The sequence below is a fragment of the Pseudoalteromonas sp. Angola-4 genome (assembly GCF_028599265.1).
GTDB lineage: Bacteria > Pseudomonadota > Gammaproteobacteria > Enterobacterales > Alteromonadaceae > Pseudoalteromonas > Pseudoalteromonas atlantica.
Genome location: NZ_JAQREK010000003.1, coordinates 423,089 through 441,531, shown reverse-complemented (window position 1 = coordinate 441,531; position 18,443 = coordinate 423,089). Strand labels below are relative to the sequence as shown.

Below are 18,443 nucleotides of genomic sequence, written 5' to 3'. Positions count from 1 at the left end.
TGTTGAATCATTGTCTCCATAAACAAATATATTGTGTAGTCCCAAAAAATTAGGTGCTGATATGTTTAATAAAAGTAGAGTCTTTTTTGTTGTAATGCTTTTAAGTTCACTAGCTTGGAGTGCATATTTAGTAACCGTTGTTTCAGAAGGTCTGACTACGAAAAGTTGGCCTATGGTTGAGGGTACTGTTATTTATAGTAATGGACTACGTATACAACATAACCAAGAGCGCTATATTATAGAGGTTGAATACTCTTATATGCTTGATGAAAAGCTATTTGTTGGAAATCGAGTATCAAACGTCAACTCTATGCTTGATAGAGCGGAGCGAGATTTACAACTTAAAAAATATCAAACGAGGGATAAAGTTAATGTTTATTATAATCCTCAGGAGCCTAGTAAATCCTACCTAATGGTTGGTGTAGGCTACGGTATTTATCTTTTGTTGTTTGTGTGTATAGCTATGGTATTTTTCTCAGCTGTGAATTTAAGAACGTTATTAAAAAACTGATTTTAAAAAGGCTCTTAGCAGAAGCAGAAAACTAATTGGGTTAGGTTTTTCTTCTTGCCTTTGGTTGATCGCTGCTAATATTGAGATGTTAATTTATATAAATCAAGGGGTTATAATGTTTTTGGCCTCATAGTTTAAAGTGTGCGGATGCGTTATAGAGCAATCCTCCCGGAAAGTTAATAGAATCCAAATATGAAAAAATTTATATCTATGTCTAGATTGTTAGCTTTAATGGTTGTGGTCTTTTCTGTAAAAGCATTTCCCTTACAGGAAAGTATAGAATGTAAAAAAGTATCATGGGGTCAACTGTTTAAGAATCAAAATGATTTGGTTGGAACTAAAGTGTGCTTAGTTGGACATTACGGACACCTTGATTTTTATGAAGATCGTGCAGCTCTAGAAAAAATGTCAAAGCAATACTTAGTATTCCCATTTTACGGTGATGTAACTGAGGGGTTTGTTAAGCATTGTAGTGATCGAATGCTTTTAGTGGAGGGATTTATTGCCAGTCATGAAAAAAGTAAAGCACCACGAATTAGAAAAGTAACTAGCTTGAGCCCACTCTCGGACCCTAGCTATAGCTGCTTAGACCAAATATCAGGTTTTGTGAATTAAAGCGTGCTATTGGGTGACGCCAATTATTTGATTGGTCAGCTATAAGTAGATGCTAGGTTTAGGTGGCTGTGCTAAAATCGCCGCGTTTTAAATTATCAGGGTTTTGAAATGGCAAGCACAGCGCACGCACTCCACATATTGGTTAAACACAAAGAAATAGCAGAAGACATTATTAAGCAATTAGGTAAAGGTGCCAAGTTTCAAACCTTAGCTAAAAAATACTCGTCGTGCCCATCAGGTAAAAAAGGCGGTGACTTAGGTGAGTTTAGACGTGGGCAAATGGTTCCACAGTTTGACAAAATAGCCTTTAATGGCGCTATTTTAGAGCCACATTTAGTTAAAACTAAATTTGGCTGGCATGTAATTAAAGTGCTTTATCGTACTTAATAAGCTCGCTGTCAAATACTAAAAAGGCTGCACACTGCAGCCTTTAAGATATAACCTTACCCGATTATTAATTATCCAAATTAAACTCAATTGTCATTTCTAAGTTTTTATCAGGTACAGCAACACCATTAACAACTTTAGGTGAGTATTGCCATTTAGATAGGGCACGTTTGGCTTCGCTATTAAACACTTGTTCAGGTTTAGCGTTAATAACTTTAATATTATTTGGGCGCCCATAACTATCTACATCATAAGACATGGTAACAAAACCTTCTGTTTTGTTACGTACCTCTGCAACAGGGTATTTAGGGGGAACTGTTGATTTTACTGTTGCGGTAGGACTGTCTTGAAGTGGAGTTGTAGTACAGCCAGTAATGATTAGAGCGGCAATTATAGACAGTAAGTATTTCATTTTAATTCCTTTTATTATTTAGTTAGTCCCCTTTTTTACACTAAAATACCAGTCATGTAAAATAATCCGCTTAGTTATCAAGCCCATTATTTAACCTGAATTAAGGTTATTTAATAAACATCCAGATACCCGCCGCAATCATAAACAGGTTTTCGGTCAGAGAGACAAACCCCAGCGGTACATTACTATCTCCGCCAACACAGGCACATTTAAGCTCTCGTTTGTCTATGTAAACAGCCTTAATCACCGACACGGCGCCAACACCCCCAATAAATAAAGAAATTGGTGCAACAATATATGCTGAAAGCCCTGCAATCATGCCAATACTTACAAATGCTTCTAAAAATGGATACACATAAGCATATCTCACTACTTTCATCGCAAATAAATCATAGGTTATAAAAGAATTACTAAAGCTGTATAAGTCGCGTAATTTTTGAATAGCCAGTACGCCCATTGTTAACGCGACAAACAGCATAACTGTATGCATTGAAAAAAGTGCAAAGCCAGTCGAGTAGCTAAATGCAAAGGCAAGCAATAGTGTAACAGCAAAAATGGCCGTTACGGGAGTATAAGTAGTACCTTGTTGGCCAGGCTCCGATTTATTAAAGTAAGCGCGCAGGTCGTCATACCCGCCAATGCGTTCGTTATCGATAAATGTTTGTGGTGTGGTATCAACATTGTACTTTTGTTGAAATGCATCGGTTTCTTCGCGCGAAGTCAGCGGCTTATCATCTACCTTATAGCCTTTTCGCTTAAGTAAATCTTTTGATTTGAGTCCAAATGGGCAAATATGCTCATTAGTTACCATTCTGTATAATGTTGCTGACTTAGCCATGTGTACTCCTTACTTTAAATAGTTAATTTATTTGTGCAGACAGTACAAATGTAGGTTTCAACATTGTTGGTCGCTTTGAAAAAAGGGTCTAAATAAATGTAATTTTTACCTATCATTCGCACAAAATTATCTCACAGAGCATGTAATAATTTTCTTTGCTAATAATGCACTTATAATGCCAGTGTAAAAATCTATTCGTGTAATGTTAATTGTGGCAAAGGAACAAATAGTAGATATGTTCCTATATTAGAAATTAACCATAAGCAATATCAACTACCTATTATTATGAAAAATACAGTCACGCTAATAAAATCTAAAGGTGTAGGGATAGGAGCTATCGCTATATTAGCAGGGCTCGTTTTAGCGTTAGGGGAGCTTACTAGTCTATTCACTCATTTACCAACATACGAAGGTGGCTTTAACAAAGTAGCAGGGGAGATGATACTGACAATTAGCTGCTTAGCCAGTTTGTATATAGTTTATAAATATTTTCGATTGGCTAGGGTTATTAAAATAAACTTAATAACAGAGCAGGTAACAATAAATAATAAATCCCTCATAGGCTTTTTAGAAATATCGATTAAGACTTTCGAAAATACGCATCGCTGCGCGTTAATAATTAAAAATACTGAGGAGGAAATACTCAAGTCAGGGGCGCTCTATTACTGCGCTAGTAAGGATTACTTAATCAACTACAGCGGCGAATATTTGCATATTACAGTTGAGAACCAATAGGGCTACAATGTGCAGCCTTATTTAGTTTTAAACTTGTCTTGTCCTGAAATGTGTAAACAGATTTCAGGACAAGACACTTTGAAAGAGATTGGTGACTATTTTCAATTGCACTATTCTCGTGTAAGTAAAATAGTGTCAAAAAGAAAGACCTGACCACCCTATTTACACAAGCCTTGGGCAACACTTTGCAAGCATTTGATAGTTATTCTGATAACATTGAATTTCGTAAAGTGCAACAGAAGTTTCAAACTGGCAGTAGTTTAAAACCAACGTTTGACGTGACAAATTACACCATTGGAAAGATTCAGTTATGAGCGATTTAAAGTACCACAATGACCACTATAAATTAGTGAACTTGCAAAATGCCTTTCATATTCATTTAGATACTTATAACAATAGGTGGCAGCGTTATCTCGAGCTAGAGCCCGCGATTTATGAGGAGCCGCAGGCACGGTTAAACTCTGACGCAATGGATTGTATAAGTCTAAGCTTTCATGCACAAAATGCAGAAAAAGGGCTTGAGGGCGCGTCTATTATGCGCTTTGGCCTAGATTTATTACATGCGCACTATAATTTAGTGTCAAACCCCGGGCAGCGCCATATTTTTACTTTAAAAGATCACGTATTTTGCTTAGAAGGTCATTCTGAACATCGCTTAATCATGGTTGATGATTGGTTACTGCAATTAAGTTTAGCCCTGTGTTTAAGAGATGCTGATGCGACTGAGCTAATCTGTCGATGCGAAGAAAGTTGGCTTGAGTACCCTGACGCCCTTGACTTCGCACTCCTAAATTTTGTGCGAAATATATTTGTACAAGACGCGGACCAAACAGTGTTATTACGCGAGGTAATGGAAAAATCAGGCCCTGAGCATGTTGATGAATTTAGAGCGCCTTATGTGAACATGCTTTTCTTGCCTTATTTGGATGTGTGGGTAGCGCTTTTATCAAACGATGAAGCTCATTATAAACGGGCAATCTACAAGGCTAATGAATTACATTATACATTCTACAATGACCCACCTGAGGGCGCAGTTACGTGGACAGGCGATGTAGCTCTGCTAATAAGCGCAGTGGCTAGCCTTGCCTATGATAAACATGGTTGGCAAGTGCCCGACACCCCTTACCTGCCAAAGTGGCTAATTTATAAAGAGTTTGAAAATGCTTAAATTAGCATTGTTTGGCTACGAGGCTGCATATTGCAGCCTTTAATTTTGCTAGCTAACTAAGCGTCTTGTTTGGCTTCTTCTTCACTAATTTGTTTTAGTGCTTGAATAAATGAGTCGCTTGGTTGTCCGCCACTGATTGCGTATTTATCGTTGATAATAAATGTAGGGACTGAAGTAATACCGAGTTGCTTAAAGCGGTCTTGCTCTTGGCGTACTGTTTGAACGTATTTATCTGAGTGTAAAATACTACGCGCCTGTTCTTTATCAAGGCCAACACTTTCTACTACATCAAGAAGAGCGTCTTCCTGATTTAAGTATTTTAAATCGGTGAAGTGTGCTTCAAACATGGCAAGCTTTAATTCGGTTTGCTTATCTTCTTCACGCGCCCAAGTAAGTAGGCGGTGTAAATCAAAGCTGTTGATCATGATGCGCTCACCATCAAAATTAAAGGTAAACCCGGCACGCTGACCTGCTTCGAACATGTTTTTGCGATTTTCATCGCCTTGCTCTTCAGTCAGGTTGTACTTTTGCATTAGGTGCTCGTTTAAATTTTGACCTTCAAGCGGCATGTCAGGGTTTAGCTCAAAAGGATGCCATGTAATATCTGCACTCATCTCGTCTTTAAGTTGGCCAAGCGCTGTTTCTAGGTTTTTATAACCTATTACGCACCATGGGCACATTACGTCTGACACGATATCAATTTTAAAGTTTTTCATATTCATCCTTTTGCGGATTGCTTTGGTATAACAGAGGATATTGGGATGAAGTATGCATTATCAATCCTCAAACTAAAAAGAGCAGCTAATGGCTGCTCTTTATAAAGGGTTTAAGCGTTAAGCCCAAACGGGTCGTCAATACTATAACTTGGCTGTGTAAACCAATGTGGGCCGTTGTCGGTCATATAAAAGTGATCCTCCAAACGCACACCAAATTCATCGGGTATAACTAGCATTGGCTCGTTACTAAAACACATGCCAGGTGCAAGTGGGGTTTTGTCTCCACCGACTAAATAAGGCCATTCGTGAATATCTAAGCCAATACCATGGCCCGTACGATGCGGGCAGCCCGGTGTTTGATACTGTGGCCCCAATCCGTGAGCCGCTAAATAGTGACGAGCGCCTGCATCAACTGCTTCACACGTAGCGCCAATTTTTGCAGCACTAAAAGCGGCGAGTTGCGCTGCTTTTTCATGATCCCAAAACATGCGCTGGCGCACTGTTGGCTCACCAAATACATAGGTGCGGGTTATATCTGATAGGTAATCATGCACTTTGCAACCGGTATCTATTAATACCATATCGCCTTTTTTAAGCACTTGCGCATCTTTAACGCCATGTGGAAATGAGGTCGCCACACCAAATAAAACAATACAAAAATAGTTACCTGGGGCACCTACCTTTTGATGCGCTTTTTTAATGAAGGCTTCTACCTCTGTGGTGGTAATACCTTCATATAGCATACTTGCAGTTGCTTGATGTACAGCTAAAGTCATGTCCATTGCGCATTGCATAAGCGCTAATTCGTTTACCGACTTATGCATGCGGCAATATGCAGTAACGCTTTGTGCATTAACTATATTTAAGCCTTTTTGCGCTTTGTTAATACCGTCGAATATAAAAAACTGCGCACTTTCATCAATGCCTATTGTGGCATTGTCATTAATGTTGAGCTGCTTTAATACGTTAACAAATAGCGCATAAGGGTTTTCGTGCTCTTGCCAGCCATGAATGGGGCCTTCAATCACTTTAAAGCCGTTTAGGGTGCCAATTTCAAAATAAGGGGCTATGTATTGTACATCGCCTATAGCGGGTAAAATGGCGCCAACCATGCGCTCACTTGCATACCACTTCATGCCTGTAAAATAAGTAAGGTTTGTACCTGCATTTAAATAAATTGCATCTATATTATTTGCTTGCATGTACGCTTGTGCTTTTGCAATGCGCTGTAAATATTCATCTGCTTGAATAGGGGTTACATTGGCGGTCATGTTGCTTAATCCCGCTAATGCTTGCTCGCTTGTGTGTGTACCAACGCCTAGTGTGGCCATAAAAGTCTCCTTGGTTTCAATACCAAGCTGCATAAATACTTGAGCAATTGAACATATTAAATTTCACTAAAATGTTAAAAAGCCCGAATAAGCAGATTGGTGTTAGGCATTGTGTTTAATGTAAAAGCATAATTCAATATTATGCGACAACATGCATGCTAAGGTTTTTTAGCGTAAGGTAAACGCGATAATTTATTGCTAGTGTGGTAGCTATCAAGCCCTGTCACAGCCACTGTTTCAATGGCTTGCAAATCTAAAAAGCCATCACTTTGTAGCGCAGCTTCATCTAAATACACATCGGTAATTTCACCTATAACCAGCTCGGTGCCATTAACGGCTAAGTGTTGGTGCTCAACGTATTTTACAGAGTATTTTAATCGCGACTCTTGCACAAAAGGGGCTGTAAATTCATTTAGGTATTCTGGCGTTAAACCTGTTGCGTCAAACTCTGACTCGCCTTTATCGTAGCGGGCTGATGTTTGATGAGCTTGCTTATATATGGCCTTATTAACTTGGTTAATAGTGTAACAGCCGGTTTCTATGATGTTTTCGAACGTATGTCGAGGCACGCTATTAGGGCGCATTATCATGCCAACCAATGGCGGGTGAGCCCCTAAATGAATAACCGAGCTAACAATAGCTACATTTGTATTGCCTTGCTTATCTTGCGTGCCAATTAAGTTGGCGCTTTTAAAACCCGAAAGTGAATTAATTAAATGAGTACGAGTGTGTTTTTCAAGTGCGTTTATATGCTCTTTAGTAAAATGCATTAAAGGTCCTTACCAGGGTATGGCTTTGCCTTGCCAATCTAAATAGGCGGGCTCACCGTTAAGTTCTAAATGAGGGTTATTAAACGTAAGTGTAAAAAGCTGTTTAGCTACAAATTCAGCGCTAAAAAGCTTATCCGCAGGTACGTTTTTTTGAAATGGTTTTGAAAGCGCAGTATCGGTAGTGCCCGGATGAAATAACACCAGTTTAGTATTTTTAGCTCGGCGCGCCAGTTCTATCGCTGCGGTTTTAAATAGCATGTTTAAGGCCGCTTTAGATGCGCGGTATGTATACCAACCGCCTAATTTATTATCGTTTATACTGCCCACACGCGCACTGAGCGCCGTTATAGTGCACTGCGTTTTATGTGTTAACAGCGGCAAAATGCTTTGTAAGCATAGTAAGGGAGTGAGTGTGTTGGAATTAAATAATTCGTTAAAATAGTCTGCGTTTAGCTCTTCTAGCTTTTTTTCTGGCATGTGGGTTTTGTTGTGTAAAGTGCCATTAAACATAACGACTTGTTGAATATCGGCATTTTGCTCTTTTAAGTAAGTTGTAACCTTGGCTAAGCTTTGCGCTGTGTAATCGCTCTTTAGGTAAACAACATTACTATTTGTATCTGCCTTTTTTGAGCTAACACATATAACTTGCACTGTGGGGGCATTTATTTGTAGGTGCTCAATATAAGCTTGTGCTATTGCGCTGCTGGCACCAAATAAAACAATTGTTTTCATTGTTTGTCCTTTGTATTAACAGTGCATTGGCCGTTTAAACAGGAGGCGTTTGGCATGAGCAAACGGCTTATTTTTTGTCTGTGTTTTGCAAAAAACACATAGGCGCCATCAGCGAAGTAGCGAATTATTGGCAAGCGAAAAATTTTCAACCAACGGTATTTTCCTACTGTTTTCCACGCTTGATAGGTAACATCTAAGCCGTAAATCATCTCGCCAGTTGGTAACTGTGCATGCAATATAGCCATGGCCTTGTTTTTATTAACACTTGGATAACGTGCGCTAAAATCGTGGCTATTAAGGTCTTCTAAAACAATTTTATGTTTAGTATCAGCATCTTTAAGGTGCTGCATTTCGGTATTGCAAAGCGGGCAGCTGGCGTCGTAAAAAATGATCATAAAAGCCGTTTTCTAATAATTTACATATAGCTAATTACGATTCACCATTGCAAATGGATCTATTAAATCTGCGCTCATGATGATATTAATAGCATTCCATGAAACAAAGGAGACTGAGAAATGAGTGAACAATATGCCGCCTTGCGAGGTAATGTTAATTTACTTGGGCAGCTACTAGGACAAACTATTAAAGATGCCCAAGGCCAAGCGATTTTAGATAAAGTAGAGGAAATTCGTGCTTTATCAAAGTCATCTCGCAGTGGTAATGAAGACGACAGACAAGCGCTAATTGAGGTACTACATGCGCTTAGTGATGAAGAGCTTTTACCGGTTGCCCGTTCATTTAATCATTTTTTAAATTTAGCTAATGTAGCAGAGCAGTTCCACACTGTTTCGCGTTTTAATGATGTTGGTTTTTGCCAACTAAACCCTCTCACTCAAACATTAAAAACGTTAACTGCAAAAGCAAAAGAAGGCCAATTAGATAGTAATCATCTGGCCGAAACACTCTCAAAACTCCACATAAACTTAGTATTAACTGCTCACCCAACCGAGGTGACGCGCCGTACCATTATTAATAAGCACGTAGAATTAAGTGATTGTTTAGCCTCGCTTGAGCGCAAAGACAATTTACCACAAGAGCGTGAAGCTATTTTAAACCGTATCGCTCAGCTTATCAGCCAAGCATGGCACACCGATGATATTCGTCGTTCTCGCCCAAGCCCAGTTGATGAAGCTAAATGGGGATACGCTGTTATTGAAAACAGCTTATGGCATGCTGTGCCACGCTTTTTACGTGAGTTTTCAGATCAAGTTAAAGAGCATTTAAATTTAGAGCTCCCAATTGATTACAGCCCCATTGAGTTTACCTCTTGGATGGGCGGAGACCGTGACGGTAACCCATTTGTAACCGCACAGGTAACACAGCAAGTACTTGATCATGGTCGTTGGATGGCGCTTGATTTATACAGCCGTGATATTGACACGCTAAGCGCAGAGCTGAGCATGTCAGATGCAAGCGATGAGCTAATTGAGCTGGCAGGACAAGACTTTGAACCTTATCGCGCTGTACTTAAAAAGCTTAAAAACCAAGTCTCTGAAACAGTTGTACATTTAGGTGCAAAAATTAAGAATAAGCGCAGCGATTCAGAAGACTTAATCACTGATATAAATCAAATCAAGCACCCAGTAGAGGTGTGCTATCGCTCTTTATTAAAGTGCAACATGAAAGTTGTCGCCGATGGTTTATTACTTGATTTACTGCACCGTATAAATAGCTTTGGCCTGCGTTTGGCAAAACTTGATGTACGCCAAGATTCAGACCGCCACAGCGATGTGTTTTCTGAGCTTACACGCCACCTAGGCTTAGGCGATTACAACCAATGGCAAGAGCAAGACAAACAAGCATTTTTGCTTACCGAGCTTAATTCTCGCCGTCCGCTTATTCCTAAAAACTGGCAACCAAGTCCAGAGGTGCAAGAAGTACTCGACACCTTTGATGTAATAGCTAAGCAAGATGAAAAAACATTTGGCTTGTATATTATTTCAATGGCGCGTACCGCCTCTGACATTTTAGCTGTACAACTGCTTTTAAAAGAAAGTGGCTGTCAGTTTGATTTACCAGTAGCGCCTTTGTTTGAAACGCTTGACGATTTAAACGCCGGTAGCGATGTAATTACCACGTTGCTTGATAACGTATGGTACCGCGGGCATATTAAAAATACCCAAAATGTCATGATTGGTTATTCTGATTCAGCTAAAGATGCCGGCATGATGGCCGCAGGTTGGGCACAGTACGAAGCAATGGATAAACTAGTGCAGCTTGCCGATGAGCGCGGCATTGAACTTGTTTTATTCCATGGTCGTGGTGGTACGGTAGGGCGCGGTGGGGCGCCTGCTGCACAAGCACTGCATTCACAACCGCCTGGTTCATTAAAAGGTGGCTTGCGTGTAACTGAGCAAGGCGAAATGATCCGCTTTAAGTTTGGTTTGCCCGATGTAGCACTGCAAAGTTTAAACATTTACGCGGGTGCCGTACTGCAAAGTAACTTATTACCACCGCCAGAACCTAAGCAAGAATGGCGTGAAGTGATGAAGTTGATAAGCGAGCAGTCGTGCGATCACTACCGTAATGTGGTTCGCCATGATGAAAACTTTGTTCCTTACTTTAGAATGGCAACGCCTGAGCTAGAGCTGTCTAAATTACCATTGGGCTCGCGTCCTGCGAAACGTAACCCAAATGGTGGGGTTGAGAGCTTACGTGCTATTCCATGGATTTTTGCATGGAGCCAAAACCGTTTAATGTTACCTGCATGGCTTGGTGCATTAACAGGCTTAAAAGCGGCACTCGATAAATACGGCATAGAAACACTGCACGAAATGAGCCTGCAATGGCCATTTTTCAGAGCACGCCTTGAAATGCTAGAAATGGTATTTAGTAAAGCCGATAGCTGGTTAAGTGAGCATTACGATAACGCGCTGGTGGAAGATATGTACAAACCACTAGGTATCTCGTTACGTAAAGAGCTAGAAGAAGCAGTTAGCTTAGTGCAATCGCTTAGCCCACAAAATAGCTTATTGGCAGATCAACCATGGATAAAAGAGTCGATTGCGCTGCGTAATCCGTACACCGATCCGCTTAATGTACTGCAAGTTGAGCTGCTGCGCCGTTCGCGCTCAAGCGATAAAGTAAGTGAAGGTGATATTGATAATGCATTAATGATCACTATGACAGGTATTGCTGCAGGTATGCGCAATACTGGTTAGTCTACTTTAACTAAAAAACAGGGGAGCACAGTGTGCTCCCTTTTTTTGCTAGCATTTAGGCGCCTAACCTTTTAAACTACTTAGCCATTAAATAATTATAATATGTTATGGCATCAGCAACTTTTACTGTGCAACAAGACACAGCACTCACAAATTCACATATCTCACTAAGCGTTTCGCAAACTCAAGCATTACGCAGCCAATTAAAAGCCCAGCGCGGTATTTTACATCCTAACGATATTAGCCAATTATGCGCGCAACTTAATGTATCTGATGATTCGTTATTACAAGGTTTGGTGCCTTTAGCGTCTGAATTTTCGGTGGCTCCTGTTTCTCATTTTCATGTGGGAGCGATTGTTAAAGCACTTGATGAGCAAGGTGATATAAATTTTTATTTTGGTGCTAATGTAGAGTTTGATCACCAAGCGCTTAGTTTAGTCGTGCATGCAGAGCAGTCGGCGATTAACAATGCGTGGTTAAATGGCGCAAAAAAAATACTAAAAATAGCAATTAGCGATGCCCCATGTGGTTATTGCAGGCAGTTTATGAACGAACTGGCTGATGCAAAAGAGTTTGATATTTTACTGCCAGAGCAACATTTTAAATTAGCTGATTTATTACCGCATTCATTTGGCCCCACTGATTTAGGCAACGATTTTAGCCTGTTTAACCCAAAACAGCAGCAACACACATTTGCAGATACAGCCCTTGATGAAAAGCTAGCAGCCATGGCGCTAATGGCCTACGTACCTTACAGTAACAACTTTAGCGCAGTTAAAATAAGTACCTTTAACAATGGTGACTTTTACGGCAGTTACGCAGAAAACGCGGCTTACAGCCCAAGCCTTTCGCCACTACAAAGTGCGCTTAGTCAATTGTTTTTAGCGGGTCTAAGCTTTAACGATAAAACGATTAAAGCAATTACACTCTTAGAAACCCAAGGTCATGAAAACCAAGGGGGAGTAGCACGTGCGGTACTTGCAAGCTTTAGCAATTTGCCAGAAATAGAAGTGATTAGCGCAAAGCTAAGGTAACCAGAATTTAGGGTAAGCTAAAAACAATAAAGCACAGCAATTGCTGTGCTTTATGCGTTTTATTAAAGCGCTAAAAAGGCATTAGCCTAATAGTACTTTTGCAGCTTCTAATACCACAGCCACTGATTTTTTCTCAATTTCACCGTGATCAACGTTTGGAATTTCTTGGCGAGTACGGTTAACCAATACACCGGCAACACACGCCGCTTTAAGGCCTAGCGCTGCACACATGGTAAATAAGGTAGCAGACTCCATTTCGTAGTTCATCACGCCTAGGTTTTGCCACTCTTCACAGCTACCTTGTAATGACTTAGGTACATAACCCGAATGCGTATCGTAACGCTCTTGCCCTGGGTAGAATGTGTCGCTTGAGGCAGTAATACCAATGTGGAAGTCGATATCTAGGTTTTTACACGCTTGCACCATAGCTTGAGTCGCAAAAAAGTCAGATACCGCAGGGTAGCTAAGTGGTGCAAAGTGTTGGCTTGCGCCATCTAAACGCACAGACGCTTGGCTTACTAAAATATCACCTTCATTAATATGTGGCTGAATTGCCCCAGTAGTACCAATACGTAAGAAAGTACGTACGCCAAGCTGTGCCAGCTCCTCTACAGCAATAGAGGTTGAAGGGCCGCCAATACCGGTTGAACAAATCACCACAGAGTGACCATTTAACTGGCCTAAATAAACATGAAACTCACGTGTTTGAGCAAGGCAGGTTGGGTTGTCTAGGAATTGAGAAATGCGTGCAGCACGATCTGGGTCACCAGGGACAATAGCAAGCTCAGCCCCTTTTAAATCGTCAATACATAATCCTAAGTGAAATACCTTTTCCATAACTAAGCCTTTTTATAAAAATTTGTTGTCAATCTAGCATCATTACGGCAAATGTAAACTAAGTACAGGACGTATGTCCGATGTTGAAAAATACTTATAAATGATGGCTTTATTCATTCACATTGAATATTAAATCAAAGGTTTAAAGTTCGTTAAAAGGTGGGTGGTTGACTTGTTTATTGAGAGTCTATATGTATTGATTATGGTGATAATTTAAATTTATCAATACGTGGTTTAAAGCATTTTTAGTTATTTAATAACAAATAGTTACGGTTTTATTTTGACTTTATTTTAACGGCTTTTATATAAGCGCGTAAATAATGCTTGAGCAATAAGTGAGCGCATTACGCGATATTTGCAAATAGGTCGATAATTTTAGTTTTTGCATAACTAATCAAAACCACATGAATAAAACACACAAGTATAGGATTTATTATGAGCACACAATTTGACGCGTTTAAACGTAAAGTAGAGCACTGTTTATGTGCACCTGGCGATGGTGTATTTACAGTTAATACCGCGAAAGAGCGTAAAGCGGCATTACGTAATAAATTGTATGGGCAAAGCGAAAATGTTGATGTTTTGTGGCGCGATTCTTTAACACAATTACCCGAATCTCCTCACAAAGCGGTTATGTTAGGTATTAGCTCAGATTGTGGCGGCGGTATTTTACGTGGAGCAAACTGGGGGCCATTATTTTTACGCTCAGCCTTGATTGATCAGCAAACCCAGTGCCGCTCTTTTGATTTAGGTGATGTACGCGTTATCCCGCATTTATTGCATGATAAATACTTAAACGACGCCACAATTTCAAACTGCCAAAAAGCCCTATACGGCGATAAAAACGATGATTACTACGTAAGCCCACTTTCTATTACCGAAGATGTGTGTGACAGCTTTTACGCCACATTTAAAGATAAAGGCATATTTGGGATTGGGGGCGATCACTCAATTAGCTACCCGCTAACTAAAGCGTATTTAAAAGCTAAGCGTGAGCAAGGCAAACGTACCGCTATTATTCATTTTGATGCGCATACCGATTTATTAGTAGAGCGCTTAGGGATAGATTTATGTTTTGGCTCGTGGTGTACGCATATATTAGAGTTTTTACCTGCACCGCATCATTTAATCCAGTTTGGTATTCGCTCAAGCGGTAAACCTAAATCGCACTGGGAAAGCACCTTTGGTGTAAAACAACATTGGGCTAATGAAATAATAGAGCGTGGTACAAAAGCGGTTGCGGATGAAACCATTGCGCAGCTTAAAGCCGATAACGTAGATGAAGTGTATGTAAGCTTTGACATAGATGCACTCGATGCCGAATTTGCCTCAGCCACGGGCACACCAGAAGATAACGGCTTAACCCCGCAACATGCACTGGATATTTTACAAGCTATTGCCGATGAGTTTCCAATTACTGGCGCCGACATGATGGAAATAGCGCCATTTACCGACAGCTCATTAGTAGGCCAAGCAAGTTCAGAAACAACATTACGTGAAGGCGCTAAAATTTCAGCGTTCTTAATTAGTGCAATGAATAGATAGCAGGTTAGTCTTTAAAAAACCTAGTCCTATCAGTGTATAGGGCTAGGTTAAAAACTAGCGGTTCGGTTACCCTCGGCTATAGTTGGTGTATATCTGTTTTAGTTTTGAGGCGAAGCTGAATGAAGCTGTACTTATTTTTGTTGTGTTTTGCATGCATAAGGCTCAATGCAGCTGAAATTACAATAGTGACCGAAGTATTCCCCGATTTTCAATACATTGACGAAAACAACCAACTTGCAGGGCGCTCTGTAGATAAAGTGAGAAACGCGCTCGCCAATACAGATATTAATTATATTATGCTAGCGCATAGTTGGGCGCTATCTTATAACGCTACATTGCGAGATAAAAACACCTGCATATTTTCAATTGCAAGATTGCCCAAGCGAGAAGGTAAGTTTAGTTGGATAGCGGAGCTTGAAAGTTTTGACTCTGCTATTTATGCCCTTAAATCACGTAACATTCGCTTAAAAACGCTTAGCGATGCTAAAAAATATAAAACCGCAGTTATTCGTGATAATTTTAGTCATCATTTTTTATTAGAACGCGGTTTTACTGAAGCTAAAAATTTACTGATAATTGATAGCTTTGACAAAATAGATAAATTAATAAGCACACGGCACGATATTCTCGACTTTGTTATTTTAAGTAAAAAACAATTTAACTACCGCGCACAGTTTGAGCCAAAGCTTAAGTTATTAGAGCCTATATTAACGCTCAATACACAACACTCTCCCCTTTACTTTGCCTGTAATAAAAACATGTCGCAAAGCCTACAAGATAGACTTGCGCTGGCATTCGATGAAGCAAAAAAGCAAAATAAACAACGCTAATTCAATGGCTTATTAATTTAGCCTGTAAAAGCATAAATATAAATTGCCGCGTTTAAAAAAGCGTCTATAATCAGCTGCTTTTTATTGAAAAAGCGCTAACTTTTTGGAGCGTTAAATGGGTGATTTAATCGGGATTAGCTTATTGATCTTGATCAGTGCGTTGTTTGCCATGTCGGAAATTGCTATTGCAGCGTCGCGTAAAATTAAACTGCGGGTAATGGCCGATGAAGGCAGTGATAACGCGGCCGCGGTATTAAAACTGCAAGAAAACCCTGGGGCGTTTTTTGCGATGATCCAAATTGCCCTAAACGCGATTGCTATTTTAGGCGGAATAGTGGGCGAACAAGCGCTATCGCCTTATGTACAAAGTATCTTGGTGCTTTTTTATCAAGGTGTACACCTTGAAAAAATTAGCTTTTTATTTTCGTTTTTTACCATTACCTCGCTGTTTATATTATTTGCTGATTTAATGCCAAAGCGTTTAGCGATGATCATGCCCGAAGCGGTGGCTGTGCGTGTGGTAACGATAATGCGATGGGTCACTTTTGCACTTACGCCATTAGTAATGTTTTTTAATGGTTTAACTAATTTTGTACTGCGTTTATTTAAAGTACCCGCAGAGCGAGAAGATATTGTTACCACCGAAGACATTGTGGCGATGATGGATGCGGGCGCAGAATACGGCAGCTTACAACAACAAGAGTATGAGCTAATTGGCAATGTGTTTGAACTAGAAGCACGCTTTTTATCAAGTGTAATGACCCCACGCGACCAAATAGTTTATTTTGACTTAAATGAAAGCAGCCACGATATAGCCACCAAAATTATTGAAAACCCCCATAATCATTTTTTAGTGGTCTCGGGTAATTTAGATAAATTACGCGGCTCTGTTGAGTCAAAAGATATACTACGACAAGTACTAAAAGGTGAGCCAGCTAATATTAAGCAAGAGCTGATTGAAACAGACGTGTTTTATTTACCAGAAACCCTAAGCCTGTCTGAGGCGCTAAATGCATTTAAAAGTGCTGCAAAACCGTTTGCTGTGGTAGTAAATGAATATGCCTTGTTAGTCGGTATTGTTACCGTAAAAGATTTAATGAAAGGGTTTATGGGAGATTTAATTACCCACCAAGGCGATGAACTTATTATTGCCCGCGATGAGCACTCGTGGTTAGTGGATGGTTTAACCCCGATTTCTGATTTAGCAAAAGTATTAGACATTGAGGAGTTTCCCGATCAAATGCACTTTGAAACCGTGGCTGGCTTTTTAATATACACAATGAAGCGTATACCTAAACGTGCTGAGCACTTTACCTTTAATGGCTTTAAATTTGAGGTGGTTGATGTTGAGGGCATAAGGGTTGAGCAATTATTGGTGTCTCGTATAGGTAAATAGTTATAAATTTGCATTAAAGCCAAGCTTAGCTTGGCTTTTTTGTTGCACGTTAATAAATAACGCACCGCAATAAAATTTATTTTTCATACTTATCCGTTTTATTTTTCATCAAATTAACACCTTCTACAACCTATGGCGTAGTTTAATTTTGCAACTGTAAGTTAGTGTAAATTTGCACCCGTTTTAATTTATTCTCGTTTAGATTTACTTTAGAATGATCGTTCACTCTAGACATAAATAGACTAAAAGGTATTTAACATGCAGCGTTCTCGCATCGCTTTATTTGTATTAACAGCCCTCGTTGGATCTGTTGCTTTAACAGGTTGCGACCAAGCAGCTGACTCGCAACAAGCTTCAGCTCCACAAGCAGTACCTGTTGGTGTAATTACATTAAAAAGCCAAGCGCTTACACTAAAAAAGGAGCTTCCCGGTCGCATTAGTGCTTTTCAAATTGCGGAAATCCGCCCGCAAGTAAGTGGCATTGTGCAATCGCGTTTATTTAAAGAAGGTGCTCAAGTTAAGCAAGGCCAAGCGCTTTATCAAATTGACCCCGCTACGTTTGAAGCTGACCTAGCAGCAAGCGAAGCAGCTGTGGCCCGCGCTGAGGCAAGTATTGCCAGCACTAAATCAAAAGCGTCGCGTTATAGCGAGCTTTTAAAAATTAAAGCCGTAAGTCAGCAAGACTTTGACGAAGCAGATGCAGCGCAAAAGCAAGCACAAGCAGAGCTATTAACGGCAAAAGCACAGCTTAAATCGGCGCAAATTAACCTAGACTACAGCCATGTATCTTCTCCAATCAGTGGCCAAATTAGTAAATCGAGCGTTACTGTTGGTGCGCTTGTTAGCGCTAATCAAACAACAGCACTGGCAACAGTGACCCAGCTTGACCCTATTTATGTTGATTTAACCCAATCAAGCAACGAGCTAACTCAACTTAAAAAAGCTATTTCTTCAGGTTCATTGAGCGTTGATTCACAATCGCAAACAGATGTTGAACTGCAAATGGAAGATGGCTCAACTTATCCACTTAAAGGCACGTTACAGTTCTCTGAAGTGACAGTAGACCCAAGCACAGGGTCGGTTACCTTACGCGCTAAATTCCCAAATCCTGATAAGTTATTATTACCGGGTATGTATGCACGTGCCTCAGTGGTTGAGGGCGTAAAACAAAACGCTATTTTAGTGCCGCAACGTGGGGTTAGCCGTAATACAAAAGGCGAGCCAACATCCATGGTTGTTAGCAAAGAAAACACCGTTGAAAGCCGCGTTTTAAAAGTAGGCAGAACGATTGGTTCAAACTGGTTAGTAACCGACGGGCTAAGCGATGGCGATAAAGTGATTATTGAAGGATTACAAAAAATTCGCCCTGGAGCGCCGGTAACACCGACTGAAGTTTCAGCAACAGCTGACAAAGCGCAATAACGG

General features: G+C 40.1%; 19 protein-coding genes. 11 read left to right on the top strand and 8 right to left on the bottom strand.

Translation table 11 applies throughout. From position 1 onward, the window contains the following. Positions 1–61 precede the first annotated feature (61 nt). The 3 genes from PSH48_RS06695 to PSH48_RS06685 all read left to right on the top strand — a co-directional run bounded on the left by PSH48_RS06695 (position 62) and on the right by PSH48_RS06685 (position 1,513). Positions 62–511 (top strand): DUF3592 domain-containing protein, encoded by a 450-nt coding sequence (locus PSH48_RS06695; protein WP_054981815.1) that lies wholly within the window; start codon positions 62–64, stop codon positions 509–511. Between the two features lie 192 nt (positions 512–703). Next, a complete protein-coding gene (locus tag PSH48_RS06690; RefSeq protein ID WP_273611168.1) occupies positions 704–1,126 on the top strand; it encodes a hypothetical protein in 423 nt (140 codons plus the stop codon). Positions 1,127–1,234: 108 nt separating this feature from the next. Beyond that, positions 1,235–1,513, top strand: coding sequence for a peptidylprolyl isomerase (locus PSH48_RS06685; RefSeq protein ID WP_004588770.1), 279 nt, complete (start codon positions 1,235–1,237; stop codon positions 1,511–1,513). Between the two features lie 67 nt (positions 1,514–1,580). Here PSH48_RS06685 and PSH48_RS06680 read toward each other — a convergent pair whose 3' ends face one another. Then, on the bottom strand, positions 1,581–1,925 hold the full coding sequence (locus PSH48_RS06680; RefSeq protein WP_029771693.1) for a TonB family protein: 345 nt from the start codon (positions 1,923–1,925) through the stop codon (positions 1,581–1,583). Positions 1,926–2,031: 106 nt separating this feature from the next. Then, positions 2,032–2,763, bottom strand: coding sequence for a MauE/DoxX family redox-associated membrane protein (locus PSH48_RS06675; RefSeq protein WP_054981817.1), 732 nt, complete (start codon positions 2,761–2,763; stop codon positions 2,032–2,034). A 285-nt stretch (positions 2,764–3,048) separates the two neighbouring features. Between PSH48_RS06675 and PSH48_RS06670 the strand changes: the two genes are divergently transcribed. Then, positions 3,049–3,498, top strand: a complete 450-nt coding sequence (locus tag PSH48_RS06670) for a hypothetical protein (RefSeq protein ID WP_054981818.1) — start codon at positions 3,049–3,051, stop codon at positions 3,496–3,498. 310 nt (positions 3,499–3,808) lie between these two features. After that, complete coding sequence (locus PSH48_RS06665) at positions 3,809–4,666, top strand: immunity 49 family protein (protein WP_273611167.1); 858 nt, start codon at positions 3,809–3,811, stop codon at positions 4,664–4,666. Between the two features lie 56 nt (positions 4,667–4,722). On the opposite strand, the gene PSH48_RS06660 is transcribed toward PSH48_RS06665, so the two are convergent. The 5 genes from PSH48_RS06660 to PSH48_RS06640 form a co-directional block, all read right to left on the bottom strand. Further along, the gene (locus PSH48_RS06660; protein WP_273588411.1) at positions 4,723–5,382 is read right to left on the bottom strand and encodes a DsbA family oxidoreductase; all 660 of its coding nucleotides are present in this window, start codon (positions 5,380–5,382) and stop codon (positions 4,723–4,725) included. A 110-nt stretch (positions 5,383–5,492) separates the two neighbouring features. Further along, positions 5,493–6,713, bottom strand: a complete 1,221-nt coding sequence (locus PSH48_RS06655) for a M24 family metallopeptidase (protein WP_273611166.1) — start codon at positions 6,711–6,713, stop codon at positions 5,493–5,495. A 158-nt stretch (positions 6,714–6,871) separates the two neighbouring features. Further along, the gene (locus PSH48_RS06650; protein WP_273611165.1) at positions 6,872–7,483 is read right to left on the bottom strand and encodes a flavin reductase family protein; all 612 of its coding nucleotides are present in this window, start codon (positions 7,481–7,483) and stop codon (positions 6,872–6,874) included. 9 nt (positions 7,484–7,492) lie between these two features. Beyond that, positions 7,493–8,215: an SDR family NAD(P)-dependent oxidoreductase gene (locus PSH48_RS06645; protein WP_273611164.1), complete on the bottom strand. Its 723-nt coding sequence runs from the start codon at positions 8,213–8,215 to the stop codon at positions 7,493–7,495. Further along, positions 8,212–8,610 carry a thiol-disulfide oxidoreductase DCC family protein gene (locus tag PSH48_RS06640; RefSeq protein ID WP_273611163.1) on the bottom strand — a complete coding sequence of 133 codons (399 nt, stop codon included), beginning with the start codon at positions 8,608–8,610 and terminating at the stop codon, positions 8,212–8,214. The genes PSH48_RS06645 and PSH48_RS06640 overlap by 4 nt, the downstream gene beginning before the upstream one ends. Positions 8,611–8,730: 120 nt before the next feature. Between PSH48_RS06640 and ppc the strand changes: the two genes are divergently transcribed. Further along, on the top strand, positions 8,731–11,376 hold the full coding sequence (ppc, locus tag PSH48_RS06635; protein ID WP_273611162.1) for a phosphoenolpyruvate carboxylase: 2,646 nt from the start codon (positions 8,731–8,733) through the stop codon (positions 11,374–11,376). A gap of 107 nt (positions 11,377–11,483) precedes the next feature. After that, positions 11,484–12,410: a cytidine deaminase gene (gene cdd / locus PSH48_RS06630; RefSeq protein WP_273611161.1), complete on the top strand. Its 927-nt coding sequence runs from the start codon at positions 11,484–11,486 to the stop codon at positions 12,408–12,410. A gap of 81 nt (positions 12,411–12,491) precedes the next feature. On the opposite strand, the gene udp is transcribed toward cdd, so the two are convergent. Then, positions 12,492–13,247: a uridine phosphorylase gene (gene udp / locus PSH48_RS06625; RefSeq protein ID WP_004588758.1), complete on the bottom strand. Its 756-nt coding sequence runs from the start codon at positions 13,245–13,247 to the stop codon at positions 12,492–12,494. 435 nt (positions 13,248–13,682) lie between these two features. On the opposite strand from udp, the gene PSH48_RS06620 reads away from it, so the two are divergent. The 4 genes from PSH48_RS06620 to PSH48_RS06605 all read left to right on the top strand — a co-directional run bounded on the left by PSH48_RS06620 (position 13,683) and on the right by PSH48_RS06605 (position 18,440). Further along, a complete protein-coding gene (locus PSH48_RS06620) occupies positions 13,683–14,792 on the top strand; it encodes an arginase family protein (RefSeq protein WP_264389808.1) in 1,110 nt (369 codons plus the stop codon). A 119-nt stretch (positions 14,793–14,911) separates the two neighbouring features. Next, complete coding sequence (locus PSH48_RS06615) at positions 14,912–15,622, top strand: transporter substrate-binding domain-containing protein (RefSeq protein ID WP_096042893.1); 711 nt, start codon at positions 14,912–14,914, stop codon at positions 15,620–15,622. A 115-nt stretch (positions 15,623–15,737) separates the two neighbouring features. Beyond that, complete coding sequence (locus PSH48_RS06610; RefSeq protein ID WP_273611160.1) at positions 15,738–17,018, top strand: hemolysin family protein; 1,281 nt, start codon at positions 15,738–15,740, stop codon at positions 17,016–17,018. A gap of 258 nt (positions 17,019–17,276) precedes the next feature. Beyond that, positions 17,277–18,440, top strand: a complete 1,164-nt coding sequence (locus PSH48_RS06605; protein ID WP_273611159.1) for an efflux RND transporter periplasmic adaptor subunit — start codon at positions 17,277–17,279, stop codon at positions 18,438–18,440. The last annotated feature ends 3 nt before the right edge of the window (positions 18,441–18,443 follow it).